The sequence below is a fragment of the Planktotalea sp. genome, assembly GCF_050633725.1.
Classification (GTDB): Bacteria; Pseudomonadota; Alphaproteobacteria; order Rhodobacterales; family Rhodobacteraceae; genus Planktotalea.
This window is the reverse complement of record NZ_JBOEHB010000002.1, coordinates 124,105-136,274: the sequence shown is the minus strand read 5'-3', so window position 1 is coordinate 136,274 and position 12,170 is coordinate 124,105. Positions and strand designations below refer to the sequence as shown.

Genomic DNA, 12,170 nt, shown 5'->3' with positions numbered 1-12,170 from the left:
GCGCCTTATTGAGAGTTCAAAGAAGTAGCGAGGGCTTCAGCCTCTCGCGCGGCGGACAGACGCAAATCAGCTTGCGTCATCCAATCAGAAAGTGGGGCTTTCGCCGTATCAGGCAAAGCCTCGGCAGTTGAAAGGGCATCTGCAATGCGTCCTTCCGCAAGGGCCGCACCGACACGCGATAGAACCGCGTCTGGATCATCCCCTTCGCGCGGCGCGATAGAGCGTGCACCAAACTGTTTCGCAAAGAAATTGCCAACGCCGCCGCCTGTGTCTTCGCTGCGAACCGCAGCCAATGCGGCCCGCGCGGCGTCAGGATATGTTTCTGACAGTGCAGCTAAAGTTGGAACACCGTCGGTCGCGGATTGCGATAAAGCCGCTGGAATTTCGATGTCAGAATTCGCTTGAACTTCGGCCAGTGCATCCTCGAAAGGCGCTCCGCTTTCGAGCGCAACCAAAATGCGCGTTACGGCAGCGCGCGCCAAAGTGTTGCGCGCCGTGTCTTCAGCGCTTTGCTTGCTTGCCTGAGCTTCGTCAATCATCAAGGCAAGCTCACCCTTTTGCACGTCAAGCGCACTACGAAGTGCTTTTAGTTCATTCTCCATCGCCGCAGAAACGCCGCTTCCATCTCCAGATGGGCGCGATTCCAAATGAGCGATGCGCTCTTCAAAACCGCTAACTGTCTCATCAAGACCTGCGATCGTAGCATTTAGTTCTTCTACCGCTGAATCGAGGGCGCTTGTGTCTACAACAGGCACTGCGTCTAGCTGTTTGGTGAGATCATCAATGCGGCCGGTCTGAAGCTTGAGCGCGCTCGCCAGATCAACCTTCTCAGTTGCGGCCGAACCAAAGGGCAAACCGTCTGGAAAGATGTATTCCGCGCTACCAACGCCTATGCCCGCCGCAACAACGCCGCCAAGCACCATAGGCAAAAAGCCACCTTTTCGCTGCACGATAGTTTCGCGAACAACCTCGGGCTGGGCAGCAACCGGTGCTATTTCTTCCTCGGTATCCTGCGCTGGCGCATCGTCTATCTCATCGACTTCAGCGTCTTCGACGGGGACATCCGTGACGTCGCTCTCTTCTTCGACACTTTCTTCCACCGTCTCAACCGCGTCTTCCACGATCTCTTCAACGGTAGTTGGCTCCTGAGCGATTTCGCTCTCGCCTTTGGTCGGATCTGCCACGTTACGCACCCTTTCGATTCTGAAACCCAATTACTGGTCTAAGCCAACCTTACTTGCGCGTTCTACGAGCCTCAAGCGATCAACCCCTGCGAAATTGCCGCAATCATCCCCTTTGCATCAGGTGATGGTGCTATGCGCGCACTTTCGCATTCATTTGCCGCGGCTTGAGAAATCGCAATAACGTCTATTTGCGGACCAAACATACCTACCCTTGTAAATTGCGCGGCACTGCGCGGCGAGAAAAGGGGAACTATGACTTGCGCTCCCCCTTGCAAAAGCCTGTTTGCTTCATCGTCGAGCGCGCGCAGGTTTTGCTCGTAAGCCTGCAAGCCGCTAGCGCTTAGCCCTGCCTCACGGAGTTTTCCAACCAAATCACCACGTACATAGCGCCCATGTACATGAAGAACTTCGCCGACTGGTGCCCACTTTAGGATATCGTCAATCAGATGCGAAACGGTCCCAGCGCTGATATGCGGCTCAAATCCAAGCGCGCGCGCATCTTCCGCTGTCGCCTGCCCCACGCAAAAGCATTGAATATCGGTCGGAAAGTTTGCTCGCTTCCATGCTTCGATCCCATTGCGCGAGGTAAAGACAACATTTTGTGGCTTTGGTATGCGTCTTAGCGCCACAAACTCAATTTCGATCAAAGGTGAAATATGGATCGACGTTGGGCCCAGCGCATCACTCACTTGTCTCGCAAACCTCTCGCTCGCCTCGCGAGGGCGGGTCAAAAGCAAGGTTGCAGGTTGCGTCATAGGAGCGAAGCCGGGATTGTTTGCGACAAGTGAGAGTGGTAGCTGCTGCACAACGCTTCTGCAATGGAGGAGACTTGCCCGTGCCGCGCACGCTAACTTTGCTAGGATTGGAAAGCAGCTGCGATGATACGGCAGCAGCAGTAGTGCAGCGCGATGAAACTGGCGTAGCAAATGTGCTGTCTAACGTTGTTGTTGGACAGAACGATTTGCACAAAGCCTTTGGTGGCGTCGTCCCAGAAATCGCAGCCCGAGCCCATGCCGAAAAGATCGACCATTGTGTTGAAAACGCTCTGCACAAAGCAGGTGTTACCTTGGATGATGTCGATGCCATTGCTGTCACCGCAGGGCCGGGCCTTATCGGTGGTGTGATGTCGGGTGTCATGTGCGCCAAAGGTTTGGCCGCAGCGACGCGCAAGCCATTGATCGGTGTAAACCACCTTGCGGGTCACGCTCTTACGCCGCGCCTGACAGATGATCCTGCCTATCCTTACCTCATGCTGCTTGTCTCTGGTGGGCATTGTCAGTTTCTGATCGCACGCGGCCCGACGGATTTCTCGCGCATAGGCGGCACGATCGACGACGCGCCAGGCGAAGCGTTTGATAAAACGGCGCGCCTTTTAGGCCTTGCACAACCTGGCGGACCGGCGGTTCAAAACGAAGCCGATCTAGGTGACCCCAAGCGTTTTCGCTTTCCTCGCCCCATGCTGGATCGCGAGGGATGCGATATGTCTTTCTCTGGTTTGAAAACCGCCGTTCTGCGCGCGCGCAACGACGTAATGGTTGATCAAAAGATACGCATCCAAGACGTACGTGATCTCTGCGCAGGGTTTCAATCTGCTGTAGTCGATGTTTTGGCGGAAAAAACCCGCCGCGCTTTGACGCTATATCTAGCAGAAGCGCCAGAATTTCCAGCTTTGGCCGTTGCCGGTGGCGTTGCCGCCAATACAGCAATTCGCGCAAAGTTAGAGTCTGTTTGCGCCGAGATGAACATCACTTTCACCGCGCCGCCACTCGCTTTGTGCACCGACAACGCCGCTATGATCGCCTATGCTGGCTTAGAACTCTTCGAAGCAGGTCAGCGCGATGGAATGGATCTTGTCGCAAGGCCCCGCTGGCCGCTTGACAGCGCCAGCGCCCCGATGCTGGGTAGCGGGAAAAAGGGTGCGAAAGCCTAAAGTATCACGTAATAACACGGGTGTATCGAACCGCTCATAAAAGGAGAGACCATGCTGATTGCATTGATGGCCAAGGACAAAAGCGGCGCACTACAAGTGCGTAAGGATAACCGTGATGCGCATGTTGCTTACCTCAAGGAAACAGGGGTTGTGACCCACGCTGGCCCATTCCTTGATGAGAATGGCGAGATGTGCGGCTCGTTGGTGGTTCTGGATGTAGCCGATATGGCGGCAGCAGAAGATTGGGCGGCAAATGATCCTTATGCGAAGGCGGGTTTGTTTGCCTCTGCAGAATTGATCCAGTGGAACAAGGTAATCGGCTAATGCGCTACTGGCTTTTCAAATCCGAACCCTCAGTTTGGGGCTGGGATGATCAGGTAGCGAAAGGCGACATCGGCGAAGAGTGGGACGGAGTACGCAACTACCAAGCCCGCAACTTCATGCGAGAGATGAAGCTTGGTGACCAAGGGTTCTTCTATCACTCACAGAAAGAAAAATCTGTGGTTGGGCTCGTCGAGGTCAGCGCCGAAGCCCATCCTGACAGCACGACTGATGATGATCGTTGGGAGTGCGTGGACATCAAGGCACTCGCCCCTTTTGATACTCCGGTCTCGCTAGATGACATCAAGGCAGACCCTCGCCTCGAAGACATGGTACTCGTCAAGAACTCTCGCCTTTCCGTACAACCTGTCACCGAGACGCAATGGAAAATCATATGCGCTCTTGGAGGAATTGCTTAATTTTTCATCCCCTTCCATAGTCTTTACATAAGAAAAAACAGGAGGGTTAAATGGAATTAGTGAATGTTCTGGTTGCCGCAGCAGCTGGCTTTGGAGTTGGTGCAATCTGGTATGGCGTGCTGTCCAAACAGTGGATGGAAGCATCGGGCGTCGCAGTTGGTGAGGATGGTAAACCGGCAAATAACTCGGACCCCATGCCATTCATCATGGGCTTTATCGCGATGATCTTGGTTGCAGGCATGATGCGCCACGTTTTTGCGCTGAGCGATATCGACACGATCGGCAAAGGTCTGGTTTCCGGCTTTGGTATCGGTCTATTTCTCGCCGCGCCATGGCTCATGATTTGCTATGGTTTCGCTGGGCGTCCACGTCAGCTTTTGCTGATTGATGGTGGTTATGCAGCCGTTGGCAGCGCGGCGATCGGATTGGTGTTAGCCGCCTTTTGATCCAAAAACAGGGGATGCGTCATGAACAGCACATCCCCTGTCACCCCGCGTACTTGCCTCCCACAGGCACCACACGCGAAAAACTGGAATTGGCCGTCCTGACCTGAACTGAAGGTACGGCAATTTTTGCCGCCAATCAAACGCCAAGTATTTTGCATTAAAGACAATTTCAAAGCTAAGAGGCTGTGAGATCGCGACAAAATGCAAAAAGAGCGCCCCTTTGGACGCTCTCTTAGATCGTGAACTCTGACAAGTTAACCGTAGACGGCTTCTTTGCCAAAGTGCTTTGTTAGCATGTAATATACCACTGCGCGGTATTTGTTGCGCTCGGATTTTCCATAGACTTCGATGACTTTGTTAATTCCATCCATCAACTCAGGACCATCTGCCAGGCCAAGCTTCTTGATAAGGAAATTGTTCTTAACAGTTTCGAGTTCTGACGGCTGGCTGCCCGCAACTGTCGAAGCGTCCGCGTTATAGATCGCTGGACCGCAACCAATCGTTACTTTTGTCAACAGATCCATATCCGGCGTCATACCGCATTTGTTCTTCAAGTCATCCGCATACTGCACGATCAGATCGTCACGTTTTCCCATCAAATTTCTCCCTTTTGCAGCAGGTGCTGCGTAAATTGTTCACTGTGAGTGCTCTAGCAGCGCAGAGCGTAACGATTAACGCCTTCAAATCAATGGTGATTGTAAAACGAATTTCCCCGCAAACCGTAGGACTCAGGGCGATCTTGATCAGCTTGAGAGCCAAACGATCGCAAATTGTTGCTTTTTGCTAGGTTTACCGAACACAGTGGTCCGATCAAACTCGATTTGAACAGGGCCACGCCATGAACGATTCACCGACTGTTTCATTCACACAAATGAAAGATGGAACCAAGGAAGATTACGATCTTCTCGAAAAGCTGGAAAAACCCTATTTGGGCATGACCGCTGCGCGCATTCTTGATGAGCTGCGCAGGCAAGGCGAGACCTCTTTGGAAGGGTACAAGATCACCCGCCTTGATCACGCGCTACAAGCGGCCACCCGGGCCAAGCGCGATGGCGCTGACATCGACTGGATTGTTGCCGCGCTCCTTCATGACATTGGCGACGGGCTCGCACCGCAGAACCATGATCGCTTTTCCGCAGAGGTTATTCGCCCTTTCGTGCGCTGGGATGTGGCTTGGGTCGTAGAGCATCACGGCATTTTTCAAATGCTTTACTATGGCCGTCACTACGGTTGGGACGAAAATGCGCGCGACGAATACAAAGACCATCCTTGCTTTGACAGCTGCGCCACGTTTTGTGAGCTTTGGGATCAATCATCATTCGATCCGATGTATGACCAAGGGACGCTGGAAGAATTTGAACCCCTCGTGCACGAGGTCTTCGCGCGCAAAGCCTATGACAAAGATGTGCTACGCGAAGGATATGTATCACCCTTGACCCGTTAACCCGCTTTCGCGTTTGCTAGGTTTTAGCCAACAAGGAGAGCCAACATGAGACGCAAAGAATATACGGGCGAGGAGATCACTGTTACTTTTGATCTGAAACGCTGCATTCATGCGCGCAATTGCTTTCTGAAGCTTCCGCAGGTCTTTGATCCAGCCCAGCGTCCTTGGGTGCAACCTGACAATGCTCCCGCTGAAGAAGTCGCCGCATTGGTGCGCACGTGCCCCTCTGGCGCGCTAGGATTTCGCAAAGACGGCGCTGAAGAAATGGTGCCAACAGTCAATCGAATTTCGGTGCTCGAAAATGGGCCGCTGGCCTTTGCGGGTGATGTCGCAACTGACGATAGCGATGCTGAAACCCGCGTCACGCTCTGCCGGTGTGGATTGTCGAAAAACAAACCCTATTGCGATTATTCTCATGTTGAAGGTGGATTTCAGGCAACGGGCGAGCCAAAGCCCGTTACTCCGCCAACTACCGATGAACGCGGTGGCACCGTCAAAACGTTCCGCATTCCCAACGGGCCGCTAAAGGTTGAGGGCAATATCGAAATCACCAGCGGCACAGGTATGAAAATTGCCAATCACTCCACAGCCTTTCTTTGTCGCTGCGGCCTTTCCAAGAACAAACCTTACTGCGATGGTACGCATAAAGCCGGTGGTTTTAGCGATCCAATGGACTAAGTTGCCTTAGTTTTCCGCAAATCATGCACAATCCTGCCCCATTCATCCCTATTGTTTCTACTCAAGTACAATTGAATTTCGGGCTAGGGGCAAAAGACCATGAACTGGATAATTTCGACACTACATGAAAGCTGGATCAACCTGCTAAGCGCATTCGGGGCCTTTATGATCCCTGCATTTTTCTTCATATGCTTGGGCCATATCGTCAAACGCGGTGAATTTTTGAATGCACTCAAATCAGCACTGCCAGAATTCAAATTGAACGTGCAGCTTCAACTAGTGAACGTCCTGTTTTCAGCACCCTTCGTTGCGATCTACGTCACAGCGATCCACAGCTTTATGATCGAGAACCAGTTGCATCTCATCAAGCCGGGTTCTTGGGATGCACTTCCTTTGGTCTTTGTTTTGTTCATGGCTGTCTTTGTTGGTGATTTCTTCCACTACTGGCGTCACCGCCTTGATCACACACGTCTGCTTTGGCCTGCGCACGCGGTGCATCACTCTGATACGCATGTGTCTTGGTTCACATCTGCGCGCTGGCACCCAATTAACTTGCTAACAATGCGCGGTATTGGCGGCGCAGCGATGTTGCTCATGGGCTTTCCGCCGGTGGCGATCATCTTCAACTCGTTCGTACGCGCCTATTATGGGTTTTTCATCCACGCGGATGTGCCTTGGACCTATGGAAAATGGGGCAATTATTTTGTGTCACCTGCAATGCACCGCTGGCATCATTCGTCCGAAGCAAAAGCGTTCGACAAAAACTTTGGTGAGTTCTTTTGCATCTTCGACAAGACGTTTGGCACGTTCTATCTGCCTGGCCCTTGCGAAGGCCCACTTGGGGTGCATCACGCGATGGAACCAACGCTGCGCGGACAGCTTGGGTATGCATTCACGCCAAAGGCATATGTGCCATTCGTAAAGCTAATGAAGCGCAAATGGCGTGCGCTTAAGCCGACAACAAGCTAAGCGCGCGATAGGTGCGTGAGTATCACACACCTTACTTTGCCGATCACACGTAAGGTGCGTGGTTTCCACGCACCCACCCTTAGCGGCAAGTTCCCCAACCTTTGTTTTGCAGATGGAAGTGATCCCTATGTGCCGCATTGTATTGCGGTCCAAGTGTTGTTCCGAACCAATCGCACGATGTATCGCGCACCCGCCTCAAAAACTGCGCCTTGGGACCATCATCATCCCAGTCCTTGAGCAAGCGAATACGTGTACCATCAACCAAATCGAACCCGATGATATCAATCGCTTCAGCGGTCGAATGCGTGCTCATCCTGTCTGTACCAGCTATGCGTCTACAGTTGTATGAACCGACATGCCTGATTTGCTTGACCTCTGCGCCAAGCATGTCTCGAGCCAAAGGTTGAATACCGTGCCGCTCCCACATCGCTAAGCGTAACGCTGTGCTGCACGCGGTCTCGATAGGGTCAATCTTCGCCAGACCGACACGGCGCAAGTTCACGCGCCCTTTGATGCCGCAATTGTCGTCTTTGATAAGATCATCCATCACGGAAATACGACCTGCTTCTTGCATGATCTCTGCGCAAAGCTGCGGATCACTGGCAGCCCAATCAAGCTTCCAATTGGTAATCGGTGTAATCGGATCAGCTACGACAAGCGGTTCAAACACATTCCAACGGGGCGGCAGCGGTGTATCAGGGTGGCGCAACAAAGCAGAGCCTAATAAGGCCAAACCCACCAAAACAAAAAGCGCCGCAAACCTGATATACGGTCTGCGGCGCTTCTTTGTGTCTTCAGTATCCAAGAGACTTAGTAACGATAGTGCTCAGGCTTGAACGGACCCTCAGGCGATACGCCGATATAAGCGGCCTGCTCTGGGTCGAGCTTGGACAGTTTCACACCAATACGCTCAAGGTGCAGGCGCGCAACTTTTTCGTCGAGGTGCTTGGGCAGGATATACACTTCGTTCTTGTACTCATCGCCGCGCAGCCAGATTTCCATCTGTGCCAGAACCTGGTTGGTGAAGGATGCAGACATCACGAAAGACGGATGGCCCGTCGCGTTACCAAGGTTCAACAAACGACCCTCAGAGAGCAGAATCAAGCGATGGCCATTTGGCATCTCGATCATGTCCACTTGCTCTTTGATGTTGGTCCACTTGTGGTTCTTCAGGNNACGATCGCCATGTCCTTCATCTCGCGCATATGCTCGATGCGGATCACGTCCTTGTTGCCAGTTGTGGTGATGAAGATGTCAGCGTCAGCAACCGCATCCTCAAGCGTAACAACTTCAAAGCCGTCCATCGCAGCCTGCAATGCGCAGATTGGATCGACCTCGGTTACTTTCACTCGTGCACCAGCACCAGAGAGGGACGCGGCAGAGCCTTTGCCCACATCGCCGTAACCCATGACAACGGCAACCTTGCCAGCCATCATCGTGTCCGTCGCACGGCGGATGCCGTCAACGAGGCTCTCTTTACAGCCATATTTGTTGTCGAACTTCGACTTGGTCACAGAATCGTTCACGTTGATCGCAGGGAATGGCAGTTGGCCATTGCGCTGGAGTTCATAAAGGCGGTGAACACCTGTTGTTGTTTCCTCAGATACACCTCTGATGTCGGCTTTCGTCTTGGTGAACCAACCCGGCGTTTCTGCCATGCGCTTTTGAATTTGCGCTTTGATGACTTCTTCTTCCTCAGAAGACGGTACAGCCAGCACATCTTCGCCCGCTTCCATGCGCGCACCCAAAAGGATGTAGAGCGTTGCATCGCCGCCATCATCAAGGATCATGTTTGCGCCCTCTGGGAACATGAAACTCTTGTCGAGGTAATCCCAATGCTCTTCAAGGCTTTGACCTTTGATCGCAAAGACGGGCGTGCCGCCTGCTGCAATTGCCGCTGCCGCGTGATCTTGTGTCGAGAAGATGTTGCACGACGCCCAGCGCACATCCGCGCCCAGCTCAACCAGCGTCTCGATCAGAACCGCAGTCTGGATCGTCATATGAAGCGATCCAACAATGCGCGCGCCCTTCAGAGGCTTCTCAGCACCATACTCTGCGCGCAGGGACATAAGGCCCGGCATCTCGGTTTCAGCGATATCAAGCTCCTTGCGACCAAAGTCCGCAAGCGCGATGTCTTTTACAATATAGTCGTCGGTCATGTGCCGCTCTCCTCAAAAAACTCTCTTATTCTGCTGTGCAGATAGCACCGAGCAGGCGATGCTACAAACAAAAGCCGAAGCAAGGGTTAGAGATAGGCAATTTTGTGATCAACGCTCGCTCGGAAAGTAACCTTCCCAATGACCATTGCCAGCCTCGATATTGGCTGCGCGGCGCAGCGCCCAGCGCGCGCGGATGGTTTTGGAGACGTTCAAATAAAGCGCGCCGTCGTGCACCGTCCATGCATCGGGATCACCTGGGGCAAAGTAGCCGCGTGACATCGCAAAGGCACAATAGCCACCAAAGCGCGGGGCATATTTGTCTGGATCACCTTGGAATGTTGCTAGGTTCTCAGCGTTCGCAAAGTGAAAGGTAATGCCCTTGTGCTCCACCATGAACTCAGCGCTACCCATGACGCTATCACCACTATCAAGCGAAAAATAGGCGACGACATCGCGCCCGCTAGCAGCAAGGTCGCTGCCATTATTGTACCAACGTGGCTCGGACGCGGCAAACGCGGGCAACGCAAAACTTGAAGCGGCGAGCAGGGCAAAAGAGCGGCGAGACAGGTTCATGTTCAGTATCCTTTTCTACGGTTTTCAATTGGGCGCGTCGTGCGCTACATCTGGAACACAAGCTAGGAAATGAACTTCGCGGAGTCTCCCCATGTCACAAAAACGTGCTTGGCAGCGCATGCTTTCGGGTCGCAGACTCGATCTATTGGACCCAACGCCCGTGGATGTAGAAGTCGAAGATATCGCGCATGGTCTTGCCTTCGTTGCGCGCTGGAATGGTCAAACTAAAGGGGATTTCGCCTATTCCGTAGCAGAGCATTCGCTTCTTGTTGAAGCGCTTTTCACTCGCATGCAGCCCAAAACACCCGCAAAATGGCAATTGGCCGCTTTGTTACATGATGCGCCCGAATATGTCATTGGTGACATGATTAGCCCAGTGAAAGCTGCGATTGGGCCCAGCTACGGAACGCTTGACGAACGTTTAACAGCAGCAATCCACATTCGATTTGGCTTGCCCGCAGCCCTGCCTGCCACAGTGAAAAAGCAGATAAAGAAAGCCGACAAGATTAGCGCTTGGCTTGAAGCTGTGCAGATCGCTGGCTTTACTGAAGATGAAGCCGACCAGCTATTTGGCGCGCCCGAGCCGGCGATGATCGATGGGTTAAGCATTCGACTTCGCGCGCCTGTTGAAGTGCGCAATGAATTTACAGCGCGCCATGCTGAACTGTTGGAGCAACTTTAATGACCATTCAGATCCGAAACGCGAAATTGGATGATGCTTCGCAAATGTCCGAGTTATTGAACGAGATCATTGCAATCGGTGGCACGACAGCGTTCTTGGATCCTGTATCACCTGAGCTTATGCAAGAATGGATGACCAAGGATGATGGCCGCGCCACTTGGCTAGTCGCCGAAGATGAAGACGGTTTAGTTGTCGGATATCAGTCTGCTGAGCCGCGCGAGCGATTGCCAGCGGACGCCGCCAGCATTGCAAGCTTTGTGCGCGTTGGCGTTGTCGGCGGTGGTATTGGAAGCAAGTTGTTTACTCAAACCTGCAACAGTTTGCGCGCGCTAGGGTACACTTGGATAAATGCGACGATCCGCTCCGATAATGACAGCGGACTGCGTTATTACACCAAGATGGGTTTCCAAGATTGGCACATTGAGCCCGATGCCGCGCTGACGGATGGGCGCATTACCGGCAAAACGCACAAGCGCTTTGATTTGTGAATCAGTCTACAACCTGAAGGGGTTATCCCCCTGATAAGGCACGCATTTTAATAAATCTTTGTGAACAATCTCCACAATTCTGCCTCAAATGGCCTCTATTCGTGAACAGAAGAGGGGTCATTCGACCTGTTGTGAGACAAGGATATTCAAGATGTTTGCAATTCGTATCACGCTTTGCGGTGCACTTGCGCTAGGTGTTGCTGGCTGTAACCAGCACAACGAACCCATGATTAGCTCTCGCGGAGCCGCATCAGAGCACGTCTTGGCATCATCCTTGGCCAATGAAGAAGTCATGATGGAACAAGCAGGCGCCTTGACCAAAATGACGCGAGACATCATTCGTAAATCTACCGTGCAAGGCGCTGCGGTCGGTGCCGTTGCTGGATGCGGCTTGGCTATTCTATCTGCATCCAACGCAAAGAACTGTGTGACAGGTGTGATTGCCGGCGGAGCTGTTGGTGCTTTGACCGGAAATGCAGTTGGAAAAAAACAAGCGCAAAACCGCGTTCAGCTTGTTTCGCCCAGTGCTCTGGTGCGCTCTATCGGAAAAGCAGATGATCGCATGGATGTGGTGTCTCGGGATTTACCCGGAATGCTTGCCGCACAAGATGCGGAATTGAATACGCTTACATTAAAAATGGCTCAGGGAGAAATCACCGAGGCGCAATATACACAGCGCTTTGAAGTGATCAAAGCCAACCGTGCGCAGCTTGCTGAGGCACTAAGCTTGAGTGCAACCCAAGCAAATGAAGCACATCGCAACCTGCAAGAGGCCCAAGCAAAGGGACAAAGCGGTTTGGATTGGCATCTGAGCGCGACCAAAAATTTGGCGCGTGATGCGACGTCTGCACGTTCAGCAATCACCTTGCTGTAAGCA

Annotated in this window: 15 protein-coding genes and 2 pseudogenes; 10 read left to right on the top strand and 7 right to left on the bottom strand. The window is 52.8% G+C overall.

The features are described 5' to 3' along the window. Positions 1-5: 5 nt before the first annotated feature. The gene (locus ACRBCU_RS02865) at positions 6-1,184 is read right to left on the bottom strand and encodes a COG4223 family protein (RefSeq protein WP_431363854.1); all 1,179 of its coding nucleotides are present in this window, start codon (positions 1,182-1,184) and stop codon (positions 6-8) included. A gap of 71 nt (positions 1,185-1,255) precedes the next feature. Continuing rightward, a complete protein-coding gene (locus tag ACRBCU_RS02860) occupies positions 1,256-1,939 on the bottom strand; it encodes a uroporphyrinogen-III synthase (protein WP_431363853.1) in 684 nt (227 codons plus the stop codon). Between the two features lie 80 nt (positions 1,940-2,019). Between ACRBCU_RS02860 and tsaD the strand changes: the two genes are divergently transcribed. From tsaD to ACRBCU_RS02840, 4 genes are read left to right on the top strand one after another with little or no spacing between them, the layout of a single operon-like run. Continuing rightward, entirely contained in the window at positions 2,020-3,114 is a 1,095-nt protein-coding gene (gene tsaD, locus ACRBCU_RS02855) for a tRNA (adenosine(37)-N6)-threonylcarbamoyltransferase complex transferase subunit TsaD (protein WP_431363852.1), read from the top strand. 51 nt (positions 3,115-3,165) lie between these two features. Further along, complete coding sequence (locus tag ACRBCU_RS02850; RefSeq protein WP_431363851.1) at positions 3,166-3,438, top strand: YciI family protein; 273 nt, start codon at positions 3,166-3,168, stop codon at positions 3,436-3,438. Further along, on the top strand, positions 3,438-3,854 hold the full coding sequence (locus tag ACRBCU_RS02845) for an EVE domain-containing protein (RefSeq protein WP_431363850.1): 417 nt from the start codon (positions 3,438-3,440) through the stop codon (positions 3,852-3,854). The genes ACRBCU_RS02850 and ACRBCU_RS02845 overlap by 1 nt, the downstream gene beginning before the upstream one ends. A gap of 50 nt (positions 3,855-3,904) precedes the next feature. Then, entirely contained in the window at positions 3,905-4,300 is a 396-nt protein-coding gene (locus tag ACRBCU_RS02840) for a DUF1761 domain-containing protein (RefSeq protein WP_431363849.1), read from the top strand. Positions 4,301-4,554: 254 nt separating this feature from the next. Here the strand turns inward: ACRBCU_RS02840 and ACRBCU_RS02835 are convergent, their stop codons facing one another. Continuing rightward, on the bottom strand, positions 4,555-4,896 hold the full coding sequence (locus ACRBCU_RS02835) for a DUF2853 family protein (RefSeq protein ID WP_431363848.1): 342 nt from the start codon (positions 4,894-4,896) through the stop codon (positions 4,555-4,557). A gap of 242 nt (positions 4,897-5,138) precedes the next feature. Between ACRBCU_RS02835 and ACRBCU_RS02830 the strand changes: the two genes are divergently transcribed. The 3 genes from ACRBCU_RS02830 to ACRBCU_RS02820 all read left to right on the top strand — a co-directional run bounded on the left by ACRBCU_RS02830 (position 5,139) and on the right by ACRBCU_RS02820 (position 7,391). Beyond that, the gene (locus ACRBCU_RS02830; protein ID WP_431363847.1) at positions 5,139-5,744 is read left to right on the top strand and encodes an HD domain-containing protein; all 606 of its coding nucleotides are present in this window, start codon (positions 5,139-5,141) and stop codon (positions 5,742-5,744) included. 45 nt (positions 5,745-5,789) lie between these two features. Beyond that, the gene (locus tag ACRBCU_RS02825) at positions 5,790-6,422 is read left to right on the top strand and encodes a CDGSH iron-sulfur domain-containing protein (RefSeq protein ID WP_431363846.1); all 633 of its coding nucleotides are present in this window, start codon (positions 5,790-5,792) and stop codon (positions 6,420-6,422) included. Between the two features lie 99 nt (positions 6,423-6,521). Then, a complete protein-coding gene (locus tag ACRBCU_RS02820; RefSeq protein WP_431363845.1) occupies positions 6,522-7,391 on the top strand; it encodes a sterol desaturase family protein in 870 nt (289 codons plus the stop codon). A 79-nt stretch (positions 7,392-7,470) separates the two neighbouring features. Here the strand turns inward: ACRBCU_RS02820 and ACRBCU_RS02815 are convergent, their stop codons facing one another. From ACRBCU_RS02815 to ACRBCU_RS02800, 4 genes and pseudogenes are all read right to left on the bottom strand, one after another. After that, the gene (locus ACRBCU_RS02815) at positions 7,471-8,100 is read right to left on the bottom strand and encodes an extensin family protein (protein WP_431363844.1); all 630 of its coding nucleotides are present in this window, start codon (positions 8,098-8,100) and stop codon (positions 7,471-7,473) included. Positions 8,101-8,201: 101 nt separating this feature from the next. After that, positions 8,202-8,565, bottom strand: a pseudogene (locus tag ACRBCU_RS02810) (adenosylhomocysteinase); the annotation flags it as partial. A gap of 2 nt (positions 8,566-8,567) precedes the next feature. After that, a pseudogene (locus tag ACRBCU_RS02805) lies at positions 8,568-9,550 on the bottom strand (adenosylhomocysteinase); the annotation flags it as partial. A 108-nt stretch (positions 9,551-9,658) separates the two neighbouring features. After that, on the bottom strand, positions 9,659-10,123 hold the full coding sequence (locus ACRBCU_RS02800; protein ID WP_431363843.1) for a YHS domain-containing (seleno)protein: 465 nt from the start codon (positions 10,121-10,123) through the stop codon (positions 9,659-9,661). A gap of 91 nt (positions 10,124-10,214) precedes the next feature. Between ACRBCU_RS02800 and ACRBCU_RS02795 the strand changes: the two genes are divergently transcribed. The 3 genes from ACRBCU_RS02795 to ACRBCU_RS02785 all read left to right on the top strand — a co-directional run bounded on the left by ACRBCU_RS02795 (position 10,215) and on the right by ACRBCU_RS02785 (position 12,167). Continuing rightward, a complete protein-coding gene (locus ACRBCU_RS02795; protein ID WP_431363842.1) occupies positions 10,215-10,805 on the top strand; it encodes an HD domain-containing protein in 591 nt (196 codons plus the stop codon). Next, entirely contained in the window at positions 10,805-11,293 is a 489-nt protein-coding gene (locus ACRBCU_RS02790; RefSeq protein WP_431363841.1) for an N-acetyltransferase family protein, read from the top strand. Before ACRBCU_RS02795 ends, ACRBCU_RS02790 begins: the two co-directional genes overlap by 1 nt. A 151-nt stretch (positions 11,294-11,444) precedes the next feature. Further along, complete coding sequence (locus ACRBCU_RS02785; RefSeq protein ID WP_431363840.1) at positions 11,445-12,167, top strand: hypothetical protein; 723 nt, start codon at positions 11,445-11,447, stop codon at positions 12,165-12,167. The last annotated feature ends 3 nt before the right edge of the window (positions 12,168-12,170 follow it).

Coding starts and splice junctions, on each gene's coding strand:
- ACRBCU_RS02820 (WP_431363845.1), top strand. CDS start 6,522: ATGAACTGGATAATTTCGACACTACATGAAAGCTGGATCAACCTGCTA.
- ACRBCU_RS02860 (WP_431363853.1), bottom strand. CDS start 1,939: ATGACGCAACCTGCAACCTTGCTTTTGACCCGCCCTCGCGAGGCGAGC.
- ACRBCU_RS02785 (WP_431363840.1), top strand. CDS start 11,445: ATGTTTGCAATTCGTATCACGCTTTGCGGTGCACTTGCGCTAGGTGTT.
- ACRBCU_RS02830 (WP_431363847.1), top strand. CDS start 5,139: ATGAACGATTCACCGACTGTTTCATTCACACAAATGAAAGATGGAACC.
- ACRBCU_RS02845 (WP_431363850.1), top strand. CDS start 3,438: ATGCGCTACTGGCTTTTCAAATCCGAACCCTCAGTTTGGGGCTGGGAT.
- ACRBCU_RS02795 (WP_431363842.1), top strand. CDS start 10,215: ATGTCACAAAAACGTGCTTGGCAGCGCATGCTTTCGGGTCGCAGACTC.
- ACRBCU_RS02835 (WP_431363848.1), bottom strand. CDS start 4,896: ATGGGAAAACGTGACGATCTGATCGTGCAGTATGCGGATGACTTGAAG.
- ACRBCU_RS02840 (WP_431363849.1), top strand. CDS start 3,905: ATGGAATTAGTGAATGTTCTGGTTGCCGCAGCAGCTGGCTTTGGAGTT.
- ACRBCU_RS02850 (WP_431363851.1), top strand. CDS start 3,166: ATGCTGATTGCATTGATGGCCAAGGACAAAAGCGGCGCACTACAAGTG.
- ACRBCU_RS02825 (WP_431363846.1), top strand. CDS start 5,790: ATGAGACGCAAAGAATATACGGGCGAGGAGATCACTGTTACTTTTGAT.
- ACRBCU_RS02800 (WP_431363843.1), bottom strand. CDS start 10,123: ATGAACCTGTCTCGCCGCTCTTTTGCCCTGCTCGCCGCTTCAAGTTTT.
- ACRBCU_RS02790 (WP_431363841.1), top strand. CDS start 10,805: ATGACCATTCAGATCCGAAACGCGAAATTGGATGATGCTTCGCAAATG.